General features: G+C 57.9%; 17 protein-coding genes. 7 read left to right on the forward strand and 10 right to left on the reverse strand.

The genetic code is table 11. The features are described from left to right. Window positions 1–13: 13 nt before the first annotated feature. Window positions 14–3,916: an ATP-dependent RNA helicase HrpA gene (gene hrpA, locus AB1748_RS11410; protein WP_367395512.1), complete on the reverse strand. Its 3,903-nt coding sequence runs from the start codon at window positions 3,914–3,916 to the stop codon at window positions 14–16. A 256-nt stretch (window positions 3,917–4,172) separates the two neighbouring features. Between hrpA and azoR the strand changes: the two genes are divergently transcribed. After that, entirely contained in the window at window positions 4,173–4,772 is a 600-nt protein-coding gene (gene azoR, locus AB1748_RS11415; protein ID WP_293770184.1) for an FMN-dependent NADH-azoreductase, read from the forward strand. Between the two features lie 55 nt (window positions 4,773–4,827). On the opposite strand, the gene AB1748_RS11420 is transcribed toward azoR, so the two are convergent. From AB1748_RS11420 to AB1748_RS11430, 3 genes are read right to left on the reverse strand one after another with little or no spacing between them, the layout of a single operon-like run. Beyond that, complete coding sequence (locus AB1748_RS11420) at window positions 4,828–5,172, reverse strand: YdbL family protein (protein ID WP_111139497.1); 345 nt, start codon at window positions 5,170–5,172, stop codon at window positions 4,828–4,830. An 11-nt stretch (window positions 5,173–5,183) separates the two neighbouring features. Beyond that, window positions 5,184–5,372 (reverse strand): YnbE family lipoprotein, encoded by a 189-nt coding sequence (locus tag AB1748_RS11425; RefSeq protein WP_111139496.1) that lies wholly within the window; start codon window positions 5,370–5,372, stop codon window positions 5,184–5,186. After that, entirely contained in the window at window positions 5,369–7,999 is a 2,631-nt protein-coding gene (locus AB1748_RS11430; RefSeq protein WP_367395513.1) for a YdbH family protein, read from the reverse strand. Before AB1748_RS11430 ends, AB1748_RS11425 begins: the two co-directional genes overlap by 4 nt. Window positions 8,000–8,144: 145 nt before the next feature. Between AB1748_RS11430 and AB1748_RS11435 the strand changes: the two genes are divergently transcribed. After that, complete coding sequence (locus AB1748_RS11435) at window positions 8,145–9,137, forward strand: 2-hydroxyacid dehydrogenase (RefSeq protein WP_111139494.1); 993 nt, start codon at window positions 8,145–8,147, stop codon at window positions 9,135–9,137. 31 nt (window positions 9,138–9,168) lie between these two features. Here the strand turns inward: AB1748_RS11435 and AB1748_RS11440 are convergent, their stop codons facing one another. Then, complete coding sequence (locus AB1748_RS11440) at window positions 9,169–9,444, reverse strand: DUF333 domain-containing protein (protein WP_111139493.1); 276 nt, start codon at window positions 9,442–9,444, stop codon at window positions 9,169–9,171. A 184-nt stretch (window positions 9,445–9,628) separates the two neighbouring features. On the opposite strand from AB1748_RS11440, the gene AB1748_RS11445 reads away from it, so the two are divergent. The 3 genes from AB1748_RS11445 to ttcA all read left to right on the forward strand — a co-directional run bounded on the left by AB1748_RS11445 (window position 9,629) and on the right by ttcA (window position 12,721). Next, window positions 9,629–10,285: an MgtC/SapB family protein gene (locus AB1748_RS11445; protein WP_111139492.1), complete on the forward strand. Its 657-nt coding sequence runs from the start codon at window positions 9,629–9,631 to the stop codon at window positions 10,283–10,285. A 195-nt stretch (window positions 10,286–10,480) separates the two neighbouring features. Beyond that, on the forward strand, window positions 10,481–10,741 hold the full coding sequence (locus AB1748_RS11450; RefSeq protein ID WP_293770197.1) for a hypothetical protein: 261 nt from the start codon (window positions 10,481–10,483) through the stop codon (window positions 10,739–10,741). Between the two features lie 1,044 nt (window positions 10,742–11,785). Next, a complete protein-coding gene (ttcA, locus tag AB1748_RS11455) occupies window positions 11,786–12,721 on the forward strand; it encodes a tRNA 2-thiocytidine(32) synthetase TtcA (RefSeq protein ID WP_111139490.1) in 936 nt (311 codons plus the stop codon). Window positions 12,722–12,765: 44 nt separating this feature from the next. On the opposite strand, the gene AB1748_RS11460 is transcribed toward ttcA, so the two are convergent. From AB1748_RS11460 to AB1748_RS11470, 3 genes are all read right to left on the reverse strand, one after another. Then, the gene (locus AB1748_RS11460; protein WP_167498275.1) at window positions 12,766–12,912 is read right to left on the reverse strand and encodes a hypothetical protein; all 147 of its coding nucleotides are present in this window, start codon (window positions 12,910–12,912) and stop codon (window positions 12,766–12,768) included. 304 nt (window positions 12,913–13,216) lie between these two features. Beyond that, window positions 13,217–14,200 carry a zinc transporter ZntB gene (gene zntB, locus AB1748_RS11465; RefSeq protein WP_111139489.1) on the reverse strand — a complete coding sequence of 328 codons (984 nt, stop codon included), beginning with the start codon at window positions 14,198–14,200 and terminating at the stop codon, window positions 13,217–13,219. Window positions 14,201–14,323: 123 nt separating this feature from the next. After that, on the reverse strand, window positions 14,324–15,943 hold the full coding sequence (locus AB1748_RS11470) for an ABC transporter substrate-binding protein (protein WP_367395514.1): 1,620 nt from the start codon (window positions 15,941–15,943) through the stop codon (window positions 14,324–14,326). 151 nt (window positions 15,944–16,094) lie between these two features. On the opposite strand from AB1748_RS11470, the gene mpaA reads away from it, so the two are divergent. Then, a complete protein-coding gene (gene mpaA / locus AB1748_RS11475) occupies window positions 16,095–16,802 on the forward strand; it encodes a murein tripeptide amidase MpaA (protein ID WP_367395515.1) in 708 nt (235 codons plus the stop codon). Here the strand turns inward: mpaA and ycjG are convergent. Next, complete coding sequence (ycjG, locus tag AB1748_RS11480; protein ID WP_367395516.1) at window positions 16,777–17,760, reverse strand: L-Ala-D/L-Glu epimerase; 984 nt, start codon at window positions 17,758–17,760, stop codon at window positions 16,777–16,779. The two genes, mpaA and ycjG, sit on opposite strands and share 26 nt — an antisense overlap. A 137-nt stretch (window positions 17,761–17,897) precedes the next feature. Between ycjG and tpx the strand changes: the two genes are divergently transcribed. Further along, window positions 17,898–18,401, forward strand: a complete 504-nt coding sequence (tpx, locus tag AB1748_RS11485) for a thiol peroxidase (protein ID WP_111139485.1) — start codon at window positions 17,898–17,900, stop codon at window positions 18,399–18,401. A 235-nt stretch (window positions 18,402–18,636) separates the two neighbouring features. On the opposite strand, the gene tyrR is transcribed toward tpx, so the two are convergent. After that, window positions 18,637–20,202, reverse strand: a complete 1,566-nt coding sequence (tyrR, locus tag AB1748_RS11490; protein WP_293770213.1) for a transcriptional regulator TyrR — start codon at window positions 20,200–20,202, stop codon at window positions 18,637–18,639. Between the last annotated feature and the right edge of the window lie 64 nt (window positions 20,203–20,266).

Genomic DNA, 20,266 nt, shown 5'->3' on the forward strand with positions numbered 1-20,266 from the left:
CGCCCCGGCGCTCTTAGTTCGCGATCTGGTCCATCGTCTGCAGGATCCGTTTATCCGAGATGGGATAAGGTGTTCCCAGCTGCTGAGCAAAGTAGCTGATGCGCAGCTCCTCGATCATCCAGCGGATGTTCTGCACCTCTTCATCATCCTGGCGCTGCGGCGGCAGTTTATTCCGCCACGCCTGATAAGCCTGCTCCACCGCCTGCACTTTTAACATGCGGGCGCGATCGCTGTGCGGATCGGCTGGCAGTTTCTCCAGGCGGCGCTCGATGCCGTGCAGATAACGCAGCGTATCGGCCAGCCGCTGCCAGCCGTTTCCGGTGACAAAGCCGCGATAGACCAGACCGCTCATCTGCGCCTTGATATCAGAGAGCGCCAGCGCCATCGTCATATCGACCCGCCCCTTGAGACGCTTGTTGATGTTGAAGACGGCTGTCAGGATCTGCTCGACCTGACTGGCGATGGTGACCACGGTCTCATTGAGTTCGCCGCGCACTTTGTCACGCAGCTGCTCGAAAGTGGCCTGATCCCAGGCCGGACCGCCCGCCTCCGCCATCAGCTTGTCGATGCCACAGGCGATGCAGTCGTCGATCAGCTCCAGCACTTTGCCATAGGGATTGAAGTAGAGGCCGAGCTTGGCTTTGTTGGGCAGCTTTTCGTGCAGATATTTCACCGGCGACGGCACATTCAGCAGCAGCAGCCGACGCTGGCCGCGCCACATCATCTTCTGCTGCTCCTGCTCGCTGTCAAACAGGCGGATCGCCACGCTCTCTTTCTCATCCACCAGCGCCGGCCAGGCTTTGACCTGATAACTGCCGCGCTTCTGCTCGTAGCTGCGGGGCAGCTCGCCAAAGCTCCAGATATGCAGCCCGCTCTGCTCCAGGCCATCGTCGGCCACTTTCGACAGCGTTTCCTGCACTTTGCCTTTCAGCTGAGCCTTGAGCGCGGTGAGATCTTTGCCTTCCAGCAGTTTGCGATTGTGCTCATCCACCACCCGGAAGGTCATTTTCAGATGATCGGGCACCTGTTCCCACTGCCACTCTTCGCGGTCCAGCGTGACGCCGGTCATGCGGCGAAACTCGCGCGCCAGCGCATCAACCAGCGGCATCTCCATCGCCGTGACCCTGCCCAGGAACGCCTCGGCATAGTCAGGTGCCGGCACCATATGACGGCGCAGCGGTTTGGGCAGCGACTTGATCAGCGCGATAATCAGCTCACGACGGATGCCGGGGATCTGCCACTCAAATCCGGCATCCTCCACCTGATTCAGCAGCGGCAGCGGAATATGCACCGTCACGCCATCCGCATCCGCGCCCGGCTCGAACTGATAGCTCAGCTTCAGTTTCAGGTTGCCCTGATGCCAGAAGTTGGGATAGTCGAGCTGGCTGACGCTGTTCGCGCCCTCTTTCATCAGCATCTCTCTGTCGAAGTTCAGCAGCTGCGCATTTTCACGGCTGGCCTGTTTCCACCAGCTGTCAAAATGTTTCGCCGACACCACCTCTTTGCCGATGCGCTGGTCGTAAAAGGCAAACAGCGTTTCATCGTCGACCAGAATGTCGCGACGACGGGATTTGTGCTCCAGATCCTCCACTTCGCTGCGCAGTTTCTGGTTGGCCCGGAAGAAGGCGTGACGGGTCTGCCAGTCGCCCTCCACCAGCGCGTGACGGATAAAGAGTTCACGGCTCAGCACCGGATCGATACGGCCATAGTTCACCTTACGGGCGGCAACAATCGGCAGCCCGTAAAGCGTGACCTTTTCGGAGGCCATCACCGCGCCCTGCGATTTCTCCCAGTGCGGCTCGCTGTAGCTGCGTTTGATCAGATGCTGCGCCAGCGGCTCGATCCACTCCGGCTCGATCCGGCCCGCAGTCCGGCCCCACAGGCGGCTGGTCTCCACCAGCTCCGCCACCATCGTCCACTTTGGCGGCTTCTTAAAGAGCCCGGAACCGGGGAAGATGGCGAAACGGGTATTGCGCGCGCCGGTATACTCCTGTCTGTCGCTGTCTTTCTGGCCGATATGCGACAGCAGCCCGCTCAGCAGCGCGCAGTGCACCTGCTGCAGTTCGGCCGGTTCGCTGTTTACCGGGATCCCCAGCTCACGCACCACCTGACGCAGCTGCGTGTAGATATCCTGCCACTCCCTGACGCGCAGGTAGTTCAGGAAGTCACTTTTGCACTGACGACGGAAGAGATTGCCGGACAGCGCTTTCTGCTGCTCCGCCAGATAGTTCCAGAGGTTCACATAGGCCATAAAGTCGGAATCTTTATCGGCAAAGCGGCGATGCTTCTCATCGGATGCCTGCTTCTTCTCGGCCGGACGCTCGCGCGGATCCTGAATCGACAGGCCTGCGGTGATGATCATCACTTCGCGCACACAGCCATATTTCTGCGCTTCCAGCACCATCCGCGCCAGCCGGGGATCGACCGGCAACTGCGACAGCTGACGCCCGGAGCCGGTGAGCTTATAGTGACCGGTCTCTTCGTTGAGCGTCAGCGCGCCCAGCTCTTCCAGCAGACGGACACCATCCTGAATGTTGCGCTTGTCGGGTGCTTCCACAAACGGGAAGGCCGCGATATCGCCCAGCCCCAGCGCGGTCATCTGCAGGATCACCGACGCCAGGTTGGTGCGCAGAATTTCCGGATCGGTAAACGCCGGACGACTCAGGAAATCATCTTCCGCGTAGAGACGGATGCAGATCCCGTCTGAAACACGACCACAGCGCCCTTTTCGCTGGTTGGCGGAGGCCTGGGAGATCGGTTCAATCGGCAGGCGCTGCACCTTGGTGCGGAAGCTGTAGCGGCTGATACGGGCCGTGCCGGGGTCGATCACATATTTGATGCCGGGCACCGTCAGCGAGGTCTCGGCGACGTTGGTCGCCAGCACAATACGGCGGCCGCTGTGCGACTGAAAGACCCGGTTCTGTTCGGCGTTCGACAGGCGGGCATAGAGCGGCAGCACCTCGGTGTGCGGCAGATCGCGCTTGTTAAGCGCGTCGGCGGTGTCGCGGATTTCGCGCTCGCCGCTCATAAAGATCAGGATGTCGCCATGGCTCTCGCGCCCCAGCTCATCCACCGCATCGAAAATCGCCTGTAACTGGTCACGATCGCCCTCATCCGCCTCGTCGACCACCGGCCGGTAGCGCACCTCGACCGGATAGGTCCGGCCGGAGACTTCGATCACCGGCGCATGGTTAAAGTGACGCGAGAATCGCTGTGGATCGATGGTGGCGGAGGTGATGATGACTTTCAGATCGGGACGGCGTGGTAACAGCTCACGCAGATAGCCGAGCAGGAAGTCGATATTCAGGCTGCGCTCGTGCGCCTCATCGATGATGATGGTGTCATACTGCATCAGCAGGCGATCCTGCTGGATCTCGGCCAGCAGGATACCGTCGGTCATCAGCTTAACCTGCGTCAGATCGCTGACCTGGTCGTTGAAGCGCACTTTATAGCCGACACAGCCACCCAGCGAGGTGCCCAGTTCATCGGCAATGCGGTTCGCCACGGTCCGCGCTGCCAGACGACGCGGCTGCGTATGACCGATCAGTCCAGTGACGCCACGCCCCAGTGCCAGACAGATTTTGGGCAGCTGAGTGGTTTTACCCGAGCCGGTTTCACCGGCCACAATCACCACCTGGTGATTGCGAATCGCCTCAGCAATATCCTGCTGCTTCTGGCTTACCGGCAGGTTGTCAGGAAACGTAATGGCTGGCGTGGCGGCACGCCGCTGGGCCACCCGCTGCCCGGCGGCAATAATTTCCTGCTCCAGCTCCCGGGCAATGCCCTGCTGTGCCTGCGGATTTTTAACTTTTCTGGCACCCTGCAGACGGCGCTGCAGACGCTGACGATCGCTCAGCATCAGGCCGTCGAGCTGCGCCCGGAGTGCGTCCAGTGGGGAGATTTCGGGAGATGACATAATAGTGACGTACCTTACTCAGACAGTGCTGCGGCGTGAAACCTGGCACTGCAAGCCGGGATAACCAGCTGAATTAATAAAATAATTGCGCGAATCATAGCACATTCTGAACCGTTCCGGCGTCTGACCACGGGTACGCTTATTCAATAAATTCGAACATAGGTCTCGAAATATTGCGCTTTCACCGCACCATTGATAACCGTAGAGTGTAACCCATTGAGCGGGAACCCTTCCGCGTAACAGACAGGAAATTACCATGAGCAAAGTTTTAGTTCTGAAATCAAGCATCCTTGCAGGTTACTCACAGTCAAGCCAGCTTGCTGACTTCTATGTTGAACAGGCTAAGGCGCAGGGTAAAGAAGTGACCGTACGCGACCTGGCCGCTAACCCGATTCCGGTTCTGGATGGCGAGTTAGTGGGTGCGATGCGTCCTTCCGATACGCCGCTCTCCCCCCGCCAGCAGGACGCGCTGAACCTCTCTGATGAACTGATTGCGGAACTGCAGGCGCATGATGAAGTGGTGATTGCCGCGCCAATGTACAACTTCAATATCCCGACGCAGCTGAAAAACTACTTTGACCTGATCGCCCGTGCTGGCGTGACCTTCCGCTACACCGAAGCTGGCCCGGAAGGCCTGGTTAAAGGCAAAAAGGCGGTTGTGATCTCCAGCCGTGGCGGCATCCACAAAGATACCCCGTCAGACCTGCTGACCCCTTACGTGAAGCTGTTCCTGGGCTTTATCGGCATCACCGACGTCGAGTTCGTGTTTGCTGAAGGCATCGCATACGGTCCGGAAGTGGCCAGCAAAGCGACCGCAGAAGCCAAAGACGCTATCGCGCAGATCGTGACGGCATAACGGCGTCTCATCTCAGGATGACACCGAAAAGAACCGGGCCACGCGCCCGGTTTTTTTATGGCGAGATGTCGCTGTCCGTCTCTTTTCTCAGCCACTGGCCGTTGATGCCGCGGACATATTCGCCCGCGCCCGCGCGGCTCACCAGCTTTTGCCCGGCGATACTCGCCACATCCGCCACAGAGAGACGATTCTGATCCGCCAGACGCTGGTACTGCTGCTGACGTCCGGCATTGATGCGCTGCACCAGCGCCAGGGTTTCAGGATCCTGCGCCCGCGCGGCCAGATAGCCGGAGAGCGTTTCCCCCACCCGGCCCGATTTCCGCGCCTGATCCAGCGTCAGCGCCCAGGCGGGCTGCGCCATCGTCAGGGCGAGTAAAAGCGCCACGCTTATGCGTTTCATCGTTCCTCTCCTCAAAACAGACCGCTCTGGTTTTTCAGTAACGCTTCGACATCCTTATCGACTTTGATATGGATCTCGTGCTCAATTCTGACGTTCATGTTGATGGTGATGGGCTCTTTGGGTGCCGAGACTTCAATGCGCGGCACACAGCCGATGCTCAGCAGTCCGGCTGCCATTACCAGTAGTGCCTTCAGGCTCATGGTGAAGTGTCCTTGTTCGACGGCAACGTCGCATGTTGCTCAAGCCAGGATTGCAAATTATCGCCGAAGCGCAGGCTGCGCCAGAGCTGAAAGAGATTTTCCTGGTGATGATAGTTAAGATTGACCGTCTGACGACGGTTGCTGAAGCGGCTGACGCCCTGCACCTGCGCCTCCATTGAGAGGTCGCCGAGGTTATCCAGATTGATTGTGGCCCAGCTGCGGGAGATCTCCATATAACGCAGCCAGTCCAGCGCAGCGCCGGTCGCCACGTTATTGCGGGTAATGGCATCCGCCATATCCTTGTCCAGCCGGAAGGTCAGCGCGCCACTGTTGGCAATCCACCCTTTCTCGATCAGCCAGCGTGGGTTGTTCAGCCATAACGGCAGTTCGCCGTTGACGTTGCCCGACATGGCAAACTGTTTGGGCTTCAGCGCCGTCACCAGCCTGCTCAGGCTGATGTTACGCAGCGACACCCGGGCGGGTTCATGTTGCGGCATCCGCAGCGCGGGCAGCGTAATCTGGCCGCCCAGCAGATCGAGGCTGACATTCTGCAGCGTCAGCGGTGCCGCTTCAGACCACGGCCAGTTACCCTGCAGGTCGGCGCGAATATTCTGCATCGCGAACTGGTTTTTAATCTCCGCGATCCGCAGCGACACCGGGCCATGCTGGCCGAACTGCCAGTGATCGGCCCTGAAGCGGAACGGCAGCGAGAAGTCGATGCCGTTAACCTGACTGTCGGGCGTCCAGACGCTGCCCTGTCTGACTCGCCAGTGGCCTCCGGCCTCGAATCCCTGATCCGGCGCGGCCGAAAACGCCACCTGCGCCTGTAAGCTGCCATCCTGTATCTGCATTTTCATGTCGGGGCTGAGCAGCGGCTGAAAGACCGTCAGCGACTGGGTCGGCCACCAGGCCTGACCGCGCAGCCGCTCACCATCCCAGCGGCCATTGACGCGCAGCGGCCCCACACGACCGGCCTTTAACTCGCCCCGCCAGAGAAAATAGCCGGGGTCGCGGCCTTTAGCCTCAAAATCGAGCGTGGACGCGGCCAGGCGGCCGCCATAGCTGAAACGGGTTTCGCCCGCCTGCAGGCGGAAGTGCCCTTGAAACGAGGGCTGCGTTACATCGCGCTGCCAGTTAACCGGTTCCGTAAGCGTCAGACGCGGAGAGGCCACGTTGACACTGCCGTAGGCAAGCTGGTTAAAGCCGGTGGAGAGCGTGTCCAGATGGATCAGCGTATCGTGCCAGCCACCGGTGCCTTTCACGTCCCAGCGCGCCTGCAGGGGCAGCATCTCGCCGCCGCCCCAGTAGCGCCAGTTCCATTCGCCTTTATCGGGCCAGAAGTCGGTGGCGCGGCCATCAAGATGGAGCCGGAAACGGCCAAAACTGGCGTCGTGCGCGGTGAGGATCGCCTGCAGGCGGCCATCGATCCCCTGCGACGAGAGCCGCACGCCCGCCAGCGGCCAGCGCGCCTCATCCACCTCCAGCGTGGACAGGATCCTGCCCTTCAGGCGCAGCAGCGATTTGGGCTGCAGCACCAGCTGAGGGTCAAGCAGGGAGCCGCTGAGCCGGCCCGGTACCGATCCGTAGAGTTGCAGGGCGGCCAGTTTGCTTTCGCCCGTGATCTGAAACGGCAGGTTGCTGTCCGTCAGGCTGAGATTACCCGGCCCCACGCCGAGTACGACGTTGCCCTTGCCGCCACGTCCCCGGGTCAGCAGATTGATCCGCCCCGTGATCTGGCTGCCCTCCAGGCCCGCCTGCCAGTTATTCAGCGTCAGGTTAACGAACCCGGAGAGCGGCTGCGCCTCCAGCGGCCAGACATATTCGCCCTGCTCAATCTGAATCTGATCGCGGCTTATCTGCCACGGTAAACGGAGCAGCGGTTTCTCCTGTTCCGCCATCGCCACACGCAGTTCACCCTGCTGCTGCTGCCAGTTAAGCGTGAGCTGCAGAGGATGCGGCAGTGCTGCCAGGGCGAGCTGCCCTGCGACCTCGCCCTGCACCGGCAGGTCTGTGGCGAAAGCAGGCAGCTGCAGATTCCCCCTGAGAGTCATCGGCTCAGGCAGTGCGGGATGGGTAAACCGCAAACGCGTGACAGCCAGCTGCTGGCCGGTCAGGGTTGCCGCCAGCTGCAGATTCTCTCCCTGGTACGTCAGCTGCTGGCGATCTTTTTCCAGCGTCAGGTCCAGGGAGCCCGCATAGGTCTGCCACGGAGCAACGACCACTTTACCCAGATGCACATCGGCGCCGGGCAGCATCGCCTGCCATTCGGCCAGGGTTCTGGGGGCGGCTGCGTCTGGCTCACTGGCAGGCAGTTTCTGCAGGCAGGCGCTGTCCAGCGTCAGTTCTGCCGCGTTGAGTTTCCAGCGCGACTGATGCCAGCCCAGTGACACTGCGTTGACGGTGGCCAGTGAACAGTCCGCCGCCAGATAGCGGATCTGCGGCAGCCACAGGCCGCCGTCGCGCCAGCGTGGTGCGCCAGCAAGCTCAATACGGGTCTCAGCGGGCAGCCAGATACCGGCCAGTCGCGGCAGCCATTGAGTCACAGTCAGCATCAGGCCGAGCAGCAGCAAAATCAGCGCCAGAATCGCCGCCAGCCGTCGCCGGAAAATCCGTGGCATGAAAGCCATAATCCTTTTCCTTACAGTATCCTGACAGGAATGATGGCATGTAATCTGCCAGAGGTGAAGGTCTGCGCCAGACACCGGTCAGCTCTTTCAGCAAAGTCAGCCAGAAAACGTTATCCTTGGTTTATCACTCTGCAGGAGCACAACCATGAAGATCGCGGTTTACAGCACTAAACATTACGATCAGAAATACCTTGAGCAGGTTAATCAGCAGTTTGGTTTTGAACTGCTCTTTTTTGATTTTTTACTCACGGAGAACACGGCGAAAACCGCAGTGGGTTGCGATGCCGTCTGTATTTTTGTCAATGATGATGGCAGTCGTCCGGTGCTGGAAGAGCTGGCCGGGCTGGGGGTAAAAGCTATCGCGCTGCGCTGCGCCGGTTTCAACAATGTGGATCTGGCTGCGGCTGAAGAGCTGGGCCTGGAGGTGGTACGGGTGCCCGCCTACTCACCGGAAGCGGTCGCGGAACACACCATCGGCCTGATGATGACCCTGAATCGCCGCATCCATCGCGCCTATCAGCGCACCCGTGATGCGAACTTCTCCCTCGACGGTCTGACCGGTTTTAACATGTATCAGAAAACCGCGGGCGTGATCGGGACCGGAAAAATCGGGGTGGCGACGATGCGCATTCTGAAAGGGTTTGGTATGCGGCTGCTGGCGTTTGACCCTTATCCCAGCCAGCAGGCGCGGGAACTGGGTGCAGAATATGTCGATCTGAAGACGCTGTTTGCCGAGTCTCACGTTATCACGCTGCACTGCCCGATGACGCCGGAAAATCATCATCTGCTCAACGCGGAGGCGTTTAATCAGATGCGCGATGGCGTGATGATTATCAACACCAGCCGGGGCGGCCTGATTGATTCCCAGGCGGCGATTGACGCCCTGAAAAAGCAGAAGATTGGTGCGCTCGGCATGGATGTCTATGAGAATGAGCGCGATCTGTTCTTTGAAGATAAGTCGAACGATGTGATTCAGGACGATGTCTTCCGCCGTCTGTCGGCGTGTCATAACGTGCTATTTACCGGCCATCAGGCGTTTTTAACTGCCGAAGCACTGACCGCCATTTCTGAAACCACACTGAATAATCTCAGCCAGCTCGACCGCGGCGAAGCGTGTCCGAACCGGGTCTCTGCCTGAGTAAGCGGGCCGGTGCAATCCGGCCTGTTTATCAGCGCGCGCAGTTCCCGCCAATCAGCGCCTGTTCATCACAGCGGCGACCATTCACTAACTGACACATCCCCACGCGCGAACCATCCAGCTGATGTGAAAACGCCAGGGTTCCACCTGCATTGGCACAGTTGCTTTCTGCCAGGGAAGACATCACTACCCGTGGCTGGATATGGGCGGCGGTGGCTTGTTGCGGTGGCTCATTATCATCGCTGTGGCTGCTGCAGGCAGAAAGTAATAATGCGGCACCGGCCAGCAAAAAGGTGGCTGCTTTCATCAGTCGGACTCCGGGAATAGGGGTTAAAGGCTGGCTCAGCATATGTCAGGCAGTACAAGGGGTCGAGAGGTGAAACAGCTTTTTACAAAATTCTCCAGCGTCATTTGCAAGCAGAATTATCTTGTTTACCTGCTATGACTGAACTGTCACTCTTTTTCGGCCTTTATCATTTCGGAGTAAAGCCATGTTGATGGATATGCTTATTCGCATTGCGCTGGCCGGCATTCTCGGCGGTCTGATCGGCCTTGAACGTCAGATGCGCGCCAAGGAAGCGGGCCTGCGAACCCATATTCTGGTCGGTATTGGCAGTGCGATGTTTATGCTGGTGTCAAAATATGGCTTCGCTGACATGCTGACCAGCGACCACGTCGCGCTGGATCCCAGCCGTATCGCCGCTCAGGTAGTCAGCGGCATGGGGTTCCTGGGTGCTGGCACCATCATGATTCAGAAGCAGGTGGTGAAAGGATTAACCACCGCGGCGGGTTTATGGGTCACCGCCGCCATCGGTCTGGTGATCGGAAGCGGCATGTATGAGATCGGCATTTATGGCACAGTGCTGGCGCTGCTGGTGCTGGAGGCCTTCCGCCGCCTGAGCCATCTGCTGATCGGCAAACACCATACCCTGCTGGTGTTTCTGAAGCCCAAAAGTGTGCCGCTGGTGCTGCTGGTTATGCAGCGGGAAGGCATTCGCTACAACAATGTCACGGTGATTAACCGCGATGCGGAGAGCGGCCTGTGTGAACTGAGCGTTCAGGTAACGCTTTCCCGTCGATCTAACGATGTACATCTGTATGACAAGATCATGGAGATCAAAGGCGTTCAGTCGCTGGAGATGATGTGATCCCATTTTTGCCCCACGCCTCACAGTCTGACTCCTGAACGTGACAGCGGGCGGTTACTGCAACCGCCCGCTTTTCCTGTAAATCTTTTTTTACCGCCAGATGTGTCATCAGCCTGACCTGAGACATAGAGCCTGCCGATAATCAATGCCATAATCCGCGATGGTTTTTTAACGTTACTATTTCAACGGGGAAATATGCGCCAACATTCTGACCAACCTGAGGTTGCCCTCTCCGCTGCCACGCATAAAAAAGGCCTGACGCTGATAAGCGTGCTCGTCATTGCCCTGATTGCAGGCGTGGTCGCCATCATGATGATTCTCGATCATCGCAACGCTGTGAATAATGCGCTGGAGACCGGACAGTGTCTGGCTGAGGAGGGTGCAGAGGGATTTCTGGAGATGCTCCGGCATTTTCTGCATCACGCCTATCGCTGGATATTTAAAGCCTGCGGCTAATCGTTTCACATTCAGTGCAGCAGAAAATGGAGTAAGCCGTGACGGTTGACCAGCAACAACACAGCATAATGCATCACCGCAACATAGCAGAGTAAAAAGAGAATGAGCATCGTAATAAATCGGATGCCGTACTTTTTTATTTTTTGAATGTTACAGGGATATCTCATAGACCTTAAAATTTAATTTACCTTGATAGCCGATTATTTAACGGCTTCCCTGGCAGGCTGTATTGCCGAAATGTGCGATACGCAATGCACGCCGTTTCAGCTTAACGCCTGCCTGGCATTTATTTACAATACGCTGTTTAAATTAACGAAACCCTCACCCGCTCCCGTTGCGCCGTCACAGGCGGATACGCGTGTCGCGAACTGGCAGACGTGAAGAAATTTCCCGGTTTCTGCAAAGCGATCTTTATTATAAACCTTTCGGATTAACGCATATTCAACAGCGCCCCACTTTCAGACGGATCCCCTAAAAACCCGGGGCGACTCTTTTTTTAATATCCCGCAGGGCGAAAGTGAATTAATTTGACGGGGATCAGATTATCAGAAACAGAAACCGGACGCCGTTTATCCGGGATTGATTAAACGCGGTGCATGCTATTTTTATTTACCGGATTTTTTGTGATGAAATTTCTGTTAACCGTCGCGGCTATTTTTATGCTTGCGGGTTGCGCCGCAAAAATTGATCGCGCGCGTGATCATGCCTTTCAGAGCTCACCCCCCTCCTGTTCAACTCAGAATGATGAAATCGATTGTCAGTGGCTGAATGTGCCCGCCAGCTGAGGCGTCGTACGGCTGCTTCAGCCTGCCCTTTACGACGCTGATTCTGGAGAGCGGCGCGTATCTCATCGGGTGCTCCTCCCTGCCAGCCCTGCCCTGAGACTTCGCCCTTTTCCGCTGAATCTTTACTCCGGTACTGGCATTCGCGGCAACAATCCGTACCATACGCTGCATATTCGTGACACCGCAGTGAAGTGTCTGGCTGAAGGCGCGCCATAATCTGCCCTTCCGCTGTGCTTTCTGGATTCAGAGATAGGTAAAAATGCAAGATAATCAAACGGTTGACAAGAAAGAACAGTACAACCTTAACAAGCTGCAGAAACGTCTGCGTCGTCATGTCGGCGAAGCGATTGCTGATTTTAATATGATTGAAGAAGGCGACCGCATCATGGTCTGCCTGTCGGGCGGCAAAGACAGCTACACCATGCTGGAAATTCTGCGCAGTCTGCAAAAGAGCGCGCCGGTCAGCTTCAGCTTGATTGCGGTAAACCTCGACCAGAAGCAGCCAGGCTTCCCGGAGCATATCCTGCCGCAGTATCTTGAAGCGCAGGGGGTTGAGTACCGGATTATCGAAGAAGATACCTACTCCATCGTTAAAGAGAAGATCCCGGAAGGAAAAACGACCTGTTCACTCTGTTCGCGCCTGCGTCGTGGCATCCTCTATCGCGTGGCAACAGAGCTGGGCTGCACCAAAATCGCACTCGGCCATCATCGCGATGATATCCTGCAGACCCTGTTCCTGAACATGTTCTATGGCGGGAAGATGAAAGGCATGCCGCCAAAACTGATGAGCGACGACGGCAAGCAGATTGTGATCCGTCCGCTGGCCTACTGCCGCGAAAAAGATATCATCCGCTTCTCGGAAGCGCGTCAGTTCCCGATTATCCCCTGCAACCTTTGCGGTTCTCAGCCGAACCTGCAGCGTCAGGTCGTGGCCGATATGCTGCGTGACTGGGACAAGCGCTATCCCGGCCGTATTGAAACCATGTTCAGCGCGATGCAGAACGTGGTGCCCTCGCATCTGGCCGATTTCGGCCTGTTCGATTTTAAAGGCATTAAACATGGTGATGCGGTCGTGGATGGTGGCGACCTGGCGTTTGACCGCGAAACCCTGCCGTCTCAGCCTGCAGGCTGGCGCGAAGTTGATGAGGATGCACCGGATATCAGCGCACGTCTGGATGTGCTCCAGATAAAATAAGCACCAGACAGGTTAAGGGCGTGCTCCGGAAGCACGCCCTTTTTTTATATATTGCGGTGTGGCGGCGGATCCATGATCGGTGGAAACTCCGGGTCACCCGGCGGATCGGGTTGCGGCTGGGGATGTGGAATCGGGTCAGGAATCGGGGTGGGATCCGTCGGGATCGGCTCGCTGTTAAAAATCGCGCTCATGCCGTACTCCTTTTCTTGCGAATGGAGTTTAAGCTTAGGTAAGAAACGCCATCGGGGCCAGGCGGATAAAAAAAAAGCCGGCGCACTGGCCGGCATGTTTCGAATTAATTGTGCTATGCAATAATTCTAAAAATATAAGTATGACAATATGGAGCGCAACGCCCATCGCTTGACGTTGCATTCACCTGCGGAAGAGAGTTTGCGTCAGGTGCCGCATCGGGTTCTTGATATCGATCAGCTTTTGCCTTTTTAATCCGGTTTTCCGGCCGGATGACGCGATTTTCCGCCGTGTCCCCCTGCCCGGCTACAGCCAGCGCCGTTTACGCAGATAGCCTGCCACGCCCAGTGCCAGCGCTACCAGCAGCAGACAGAAGAGCGGAAAGCCATAGTGCCAGTTGCCGCCGGGGATCCCGCCCAGGTTGACGCCAAACAACCCCGTCAGGAAGGTTGCAGGAAGAAAAATCATCGCCATCAGTGACATCGTATAGGTGCGGCGATTCATCGACTCCGCCATTGCTGAGGCGACCTCATCGGCCAGGATCGCAGTGCGCGCGACGCCCGCATCCAGGTCATCCAGCCCGCGCCCCAGACGATCGGCGATCTCCTGCATCCGGCGGCGTTCGCTGTCATCCATCCAGCCAAGCTTTTCGCTGGCCAGCCGGGCATAGACATCCCGCTGCGGCGCCATATAGCGACGCATCACAATCAGTTGTTTGCGCAGCAGGCCGAGTTCGCCCCGTGCCGGCATCCGCTGGTCCAGCAGCGCATCTTCCAGCTCAATGATTTTGTCATGCAGCTCTTCGATAAATTCGCTGGTGTGATCGGTCAGGGCATCACAGACATCCACCAGCCAGCTGCCGCAGTCAATCGGGCCGTTGCCGTTCTGCAGATCCGTCAGCACTTCATCGACCGCAGTGACTTTACGCCGCCGGGTGGAGACGATGAGCTTGTCGTTGATAAAGACCCGCATCACCACCAGTTGATCGCGACGCGCATCGCTGTTGTGATTGACGCTGCGCAGCACGATCATAAAACCGTCGCCCAGCCGGCTGACACGGGGGCGCATGCTGTCGCCCGCTAACGCATCGCGCACCGTATCCGGGATTTGCGGCGTCGACTGCAGCCACTCTGCGCTTTTGCGGTGGGTGTAATTCAGATGCAGCCAGCAGGGCTGCTCACACTGGATCACCTCATCTTCCGCGATCGGGATCATCCCGCCCTTACCATCCAGCTGGCAGGAAATTATGGCATCCGACACCTGCAACGCTTTTCCTTCAATTACGTCCACACCTTCGCCTCACTACTAAAATCAATACGATACAGTCTAGCGTCACGCCGTTGAGTTGCAATTGCCGCGCTGTTTAGAAAGATGTCAGCAGATGGCCGGTAAAACGGCCATCTGCCTCTTGATTTAATGCTTCTCAATCCACAGTTCACGGCTGTAGGCAACATCTTCGGGGTTAGTGATGGGGTAGCCTTTGACCCAGGGTTTAATCAGACGGCCATTGGTGTACTGATAGATGGGGGCGATGGGTGCCTGGTCAGCCAGGATCTGTTCGGCACGGTTGTAATCGCTGTTGCGTGCCTCGTCACTGGTTTCGCGGCTGGCTTTGGCCAGCACGGCATCGTAATCACGATTGCTGAAGCGCGAGATGTTGCTGCTGTTTCCTGCGGTCAGCAGATTCAGGAAGGTCGAAGGCTCGTTGTAATCGCCAATCCAGGAGGCACGGATAACATCGAAGTTCCCGCTGTTGCGGCTGTCAATGTAGGTTTTCCACTCCTGATTTTCCAGCGTGACATCCACCCCAAGGTTCTTTTTCCACATCGAAGCGACGGCAATCGCAATCTTCTGATGACTTTCAGAGGTGTTATAAAGCAGTTTAAGTTTCAGCGGCTTGCCGGGGCCATAGCCAGCGGCGGCCAGCAGTGCTCTGGCCTGCGCGTTCAGGCTGTTCTGATCGTGCTGCTGCAGGAAGGATGGCAGCGGCTTAAAGCCCGCCGTCACGTCAGGGGTAAAGTGCCAGGCCGGTTTTTCACCGGTGCCCAGCACCTTTTCAGCGATAATCTTCCGGTCGATAGACCAAGAGAGCGCCTTGCGCACCCGTACATCGGCCGTCGGCCCCTTCTGCGTATTAAACGCATAGTAGTAGGTGCCCAGCTGGTCGGGCGTATAGACCTCGCCCGGCAGAGTTTTCTTCAGCAGCCCATACATCTCTTTGGGGAAGGATTCAGTGATATCGATATCATTGGCGCGGTAGCGTTTGGTGGCGCTCGACTCCTCGTTGATCGGAACGAACGTGACCTTTGTCAGCACCGAGTGCGCATCGTCCCAGTAGTGAGGATTGCGCGTGAGGACGATCTTTTCGTTCACGACGCGCTCGCTGAGCTGGTAAGCGCCGTTGCCGACCAGTTTACCAGGCGCTGTCCAGCTGTCGCCCTGCTGCGTAATAACCTTCTCAGGCACCGGAAACAGCGCAACATTGGCCACCAGCGCCGGGAACCAGGGCACCGGCCGATCCAGCGTCACCTTCAGGCGGCTGTTATCCAGCGCCACCACGCCCAGCTTATCGGGCGTCATCTCGCCTTTGGTAATCGCCGCGGCGTTCTCAATCCCGCTTAATCCGGCAAACCAGGCAAAGGCCGAACTGTTTTTAGGATCGACCAGACGCTGCCAGCTGTAGACGAAATCTCGGGCGGTCACCGGATCGCCATTTGACCAGCGTGCGTTATTCCGCAGCGTGAAAATCCAGGTTTTATTATCGCTGCTGCTCCAGCTCTGCGCCACGCCCGGCACAATTTTGCCCTGCGCATCCTGGTTAGTCAGCCCCTCAAACAGGTCGCGGATCACCTGGATTTCGGGCAGTCCCACGGCTTTAAGCGGATCGAGCGACGCCGGTTCATCTTTGATATGGCGGACAATCTGCTGCTGTTCAGCAAGTGGCGCGCCAGCGGGGGGATTCGCCGCGATGGCGGGTGTGATGAGGCTGCTCAGGCTGATGGCTGCCAGCGTCATGCGGAAGGTCTTGACCATGATCACTCCTTTACCCAAAGAAGCGCTGCATCAGCCTGATGCCGATGCAGCTTGTGCAGGGCACTTTAACGCAAATGGCTGATCGATAAATAGCTATTTTCCGCATCCCGCTTTTCCGCTACTTTTAATAAAACCCTTTGAGGAAATCACTATGTCGCCACTCCATCCGCGTCCGCTGCGCGGCAAACTGGACGTTTCGTATCAGCAGTATGGCCGTTCGGTTCTGGGTGCCCCGCTGCTGTGGTTTCCGGCCCCGCTGGGGGATGCCGACAGTGGTCTGATTCTGGCCGGTACTCACGGTGATGAGAATGCGGCCATTGCGACCCTCTCCGCCGCGTTACGGACGCTGCCCGAGGGCATGCGACGGCACCATGTGGTGCTGGCGGTTAATCCGGATGGCTGTCAGCTCGGGCTGCGCGCCAACGCCAATGGCGTCGATCTCAACCGCAACTTTCCGGCGGCGAACTGGCAGTCAGGCGACACCGTCTATCGCTGGAACAGTGCTGCCGATGCGCGCGACGTGGCGCTCTCCACCGGCACCCATCCGGCTTCCGAGCCGGAAACCCAGGCGCTCTGCGCCCTGATTCATCAGCTGAAACCGCGCTGGATCGTCTCCTGGCACGAACCGCTGGGCTGTGTTGACGATCCGCATCAGGTGGCGATTGGGGGCTGGCTGGCCAGCCACACCGGCCTTCCCCGCGTCAGCAGTGTCGGCTATGACACGCCCGGCTCATTCGGCAGCTGGTGCAACGATCTCAGCCTGCCCTGCGTGACCGCTGAAATGCCGGTCGTGTCGGTCGATGAAGCCACCGAGGTCTATCTGAAGATGATGGTTAACCTGTTGCGCTGGCAGAAATAATCAGCTGCCCGTTGCGCACTTTAATCGCCGGTTCGGCATCCACCGCCAGCCAGGTCGGACCGTCGAGATCGGCGAAGCGCGTCTGTGGCACCAGCGGCAGTGCGGCGCGGATGGCCCGCGAGGTGCAGAGCATACAGCCGAGCATGACCGCAAAGCCCTGCTGCTGTGCGTCCTCCGCCAGCGCCAGCGCCTCCGTCAGGCCGCCCGCTTTATCCAGTTTGATATTGACCATCTCGTAGCGACCCTGCAGCGCCGCCAGGCTGCTGCGGGTGTGACAGCTCTCGTCGGCACAAATGGGCAGCGGATGGATGAAGTTCTCCAGGGCTGCTTCTTCACCGGCGGGCAGAGGCTGCTCCAGCATTGCCACATTGATGTCCGCCAGCAGCTGACAGCGCGCGGCCAGCCCTTCAGCGTGCCAGGATTCGTTGGCATCCACGATCAGCGTCGCCTCCGGCACGGCGGCGCGGATGGCCATCAGGCGCTCGGTGATAAAATTATTATCCAGCTTAATCTTCAGCAACGTCGCGCCATGCTGCCAGAGCGCCAGGGCGCTGCTGGCCATCGCTTCGGGTGTATCAATGCTGACGGTCTGTGCCGTCACCACATCCGCTGGCGCATTCACACCGCTCAGCTGCCAGAGGCTGCTGTTCTGCTGATGCGCGGCGAGATCCCACAGCGCACTGTCAATGGCGTTGCGCGCCGCGCCGGCAGGCAGCGCCTGCTGCAACGCCTCACGCGTCATCCCCTGTTGCAGTGCAGGCAGGATCGCGGCAATCTGCGCCAGCACCGAGGCCTCGCTTTCGCCATAACGTGCGTAGGGTGTCGCTTCACCGACGCCTTTGACGCCATCTTCCTCAATTTCCACCACCACCACTTTTACTTCAGTCCGGGTTCCGCGAGCGATGACAAACGGCGTATGTAACGGCCAGGCTTCGGGATAACTTTTTACCGTTCTCATTTCCACTCCACAATGGGTGACAGACCGCCACGTTAAATTCCACAATTGAACTCGTAAACCCTTAACATTTATGTCATAAACAACGGCTATCTTTCACGGTTTTGTGTCAGATCTTTTTTTCATCAAAAGGAATCACTATGTCTCAGACTGTTCATTTTCAGGGTAACGCGGTACCGGTTGCGGGTCAGTTTCCTCAGGCTGGCGATAAAGCCAAAGCCTTTACGCTGGTGGCAAAGAACCTGGTTAACGTCGCGCTCTCTGAGTATGCAGGAAAACGCAAAATTCTGAACATTTTCCCGAGCGTGGATACCGGCGTCTGCGCCTCATCGGTCCGCAAATTCAACCAGGCCGCCAGCGAACTGAACAACACCGTGGTGCTGTGCATCTCTGCGGATCTGCCCTTTGCCCAGTCACGTTTCTGTGGCGCAGAGAACCTGAGCAACGTGGTAACGCTGTCGACGCTGCGCGGTTCAGAGTTCAAATATGATTATGGCGTGGAAATTGCTGACGGTGCGCTGGAAGGTCTGACCGCGCGGGCGGTGATTGTGCTGGATGAGAACGATAAGGTGCTCTACAGCCAGCTGGTTAACGAAATTACGACCGAACCAGATTATGACGCTGCGCTGGCCGCACTGAAGTAATCAGCGATTCGGATGGCTGACCGTTCCCTGATTCGGGTTTCGCCAGCCAGAGACAGAGAACGTAACGTGCCCTGTGCAGGGTCTGAAGAGAAAAACGTTCCCGGAGAACATGCCGGGGACGTTTTTAATCCTGCCAGCCCGATGACGCACCCCAGCAATCGGGCATTATCGGGATGCGGTGCGTCCTGCCCCTGAGCCAGATAAGCCTGACTCTGCTGGCAATCCCTCTCCTCTCTTATTCGTTTTCCGTGCGTTTCTGCCCCAGACCATATTCCCGCAGCTTATTCGCGATAGCGGTGTGGGACACGCCAAGCCGTTTCGCCAGTTTGCGCGTGCTGGGATAGGAGAGGTAGAGCCGCGTCAGGATCGAACGTTCAAAGCGGCTGGTAATCTGGTCCAGCGTGCCCTCCAGCGCCTCATCGCCCAGCGATACATCCAGCGCCTGTTCAGGCAGGACGATATCCTGCGGCCGCAGCTCATAGCCTTCAAGCTGGGTCAGCGCGCGATAGAGAGCGTTCTTTAACTGACGCACGTTGCCCGGCCAGGCATAGCGGGTCAGAAACGCGTTGAGCTGCGGAGAGAGACGCGGGCGCGCCATCCCCTGCTCATCGGCAAAACGGGCAACGAACATCTCGGTCAGCGGCAGGATATCCTGAGGACGATCGCGCAGAGGCGGCAGTTGCAGCGTCAGCACGTTAAGCCGGTAAAAGAGATCTTCACGAAACTCCCCGCGCTGCACCAGCTCGATGAGGTTCTTCTGCGTGGCGCAGATGACCCGCACATTAACATGCACTTCATGCTCTTCGCCGACGCGCCGGAAGGTGCCATCGTTAAGGAAACGCAGCAGCTTGGTCTGCATTCTCGGCGACATCTCCCCGATCTCATCCAGCAGGACGGAACCGCCATTAGCCTGCTCAAAAAAGCCTTTCTTTCCTTCCAGCGCGTTCGGATAGGCGCCAGCGGCATGACCAAACAGTTCGCTTTCCGCGACGTCGTCGGGCAGCGAGGCGCAGTTCAGTGCCAGGAAAGGGTTTTTCCCGCGGGCGCTGCGCAGATGACAGGCGCGAGCCAGCATATCTTTGCCGGTGCCGGTGTCACCGACGATCAGCAGGGGCGCGTCCAGCATCGCCAGTTTGCGCGCCTGATCGACTACCTGTCGCATCTTCGGCGTAACCGCAATGATATGGTCAAACTCCGATTCGTCAGTGACCACCAGATTCTGCAGCTGACGCCCCATGCGGGCTGTTGACTTCAGCATCACCATCGCCCCTACCGGCCTGTCGCCCTGGCCCTCTTCGCCCGGCAGGTAAATCGGCCGGGCTTCCATCAGAAAATCGCGGCCTTCAATGACGACATGCTGCGCCTGCGCTTCAACCCGGTCGCTCTCCAGCCAGCGCATGAAGTTAAACCCGTTGATCAGATTACCCGCACTGACGTTGCGCATCTTCTCTTCATCGAGGTTAAACAGGTTCAGTGCGGCCGGGTTAGCCAGCTCAACCTTACTTTTCAGATCGACAGAGAAGACCGGATCCGGCATTGCTACCAGCAGCGCCGTGAGCGCACGATGTTCGCGTTCAGAGGGCATGTACGTTACGGTGCGCACATCTGTTACGCCAGGTGTACGCCTGATCTCCGCCATCAGGTTACTGAAGGCGTCGAATTCCAGTGCAGCAAAATTGAGGTAGATCCGCCCCAGCGCCGTGATTTCTATTCCACGTAAATCGATGTTGCGTGCCACCAGCAGATCGAGCAGTTCGCGCGTCAGACCGATACGGTCCTGACAGAACACTTCCAGACGCATTGCGTTCGCCTTAATCAGGTTCAGATAGGAGAATAATACGCTAACTCCCACGCCCGCAGAAAGG

The sequence above is a fragment of the Pantoea sp. Ep11b genome (genome assembly GCF_040783975.1).
In the GTDB taxonomy this organism is placed as follows: domain Bacteria; phylum Pseudomonadota; class Gammaproteobacteria; order Enterobacterales; family Enterobacteriaceae; genus Pantoea.

Bases quoted from the DNA above. Each gene is read 5' to 3' on its own strand.
- hrpA (WP_367395512.1), bottom strand. From the start codon at position 3,916: ATGTCATCTCCCGAAATCTCCCCACTGGACGCACTCCGGGCGCAGCTC.
- azoR (WP_293770184.1), top strand. From the start codon at position 4,173: ATGAGCAAAGTTTTAGTTCTGAAATCAAGCATCCTTGCAGGTTACTCA.
- AB1748_RS11420 (WP_111139497.1), bottom strand. From the start codon at position 5,172: ATGAAACGCATAAGCGTGGCGCTTTTACTCGCCCTGACGATGGCGCAG.
- AB1748_RS11425 (WP_111139496.1), bottom strand. From the start codon at position 5,372: ATGAGCCTGAAGGCACTACTGGTAATGGCAGCCGGACTGCTGAGCATC.
- AB1748_RS11430 (WP_367395513.1), bottom strand. From the start codon at position 7,999: ATGGCTTTCATGCCACGGATTTTCCGGCGACGGCTGGCGGCGATTCTG.
- AB1748_RS11435 (WP_111139494.1), top strand. From the start codon at position 8,145: ATGAAGATCGCGGTTTACAGCACTAAACATTACGATCAGAAATACCTT.
- AB1748_RS11440 (WP_111139493.1), bottom strand. From the start codon at position 9,444: ATGAAAGCAGCCACCTTTTTGCTGGCCGGTGCCGCATTATTACTTTCT.
- AB1748_RS11445 (WP_111139492.1), top strand. From the start codon at position 9,629: ATGTTGATGGATATGCTTATTCGCATTGCGCTGGCCGGCATTCTCGGC.
- AB1748_RS11450 (WP_293770197.1), top strand. From the start codon at position 10,481: ATGCGCCAACATTCTGACCAACCTGAGGTTGCCCTCTCCGCTGCCACG.
- ttcA (WP_111139490.1), top strand. From the start codon at position 11,786: ATGCAAGATAATCAAACGGTTGACAAGAAAGAACAGTACAACCTTAAC.
- AB1748_RS11460 (WP_167498275.1), bottom strand. From the start codon at position 12,912: ATGAGCGCGATTTTTAACAGCGAGCCGATCCCGACGGATCCCACCCCG.
- AB1748_RS11470 (WP_367395514.1), bottom strand. From the start codon at position 15,943: ATGGTCAAGACCTTCCGCATGACGCTGGCAGCCATCAGCCTGAGCAGC.
- mpaA (WP_367395515.1), top strand. From the start codon at position 16,095: ATGTCGCCACTCCATCCGCGTCCGCTGCGCGGCAAACTGGACGTTTCG.
- ycjG (WP_367395516.1), bottom strand. From the start codon at position 17,760: ATGAGAACGGTAAAAAGTTATCCCGAAGCCTGGCCGTTACATACGCCG.
- tpx (WP_111139485.1), top strand. From the start codon at position 17,898: ATGTCTCAGACTGTTCATTTTCAGGGTAACGCGGTACCGGTTGCGGGT.
- tyrR (WP_293770213.1), bottom strand. From the start codon at position 20,202: ATGCGTCTGGAAGTGTTCTGTCAGGACCGTATCGGTCTGACGCGCGAA.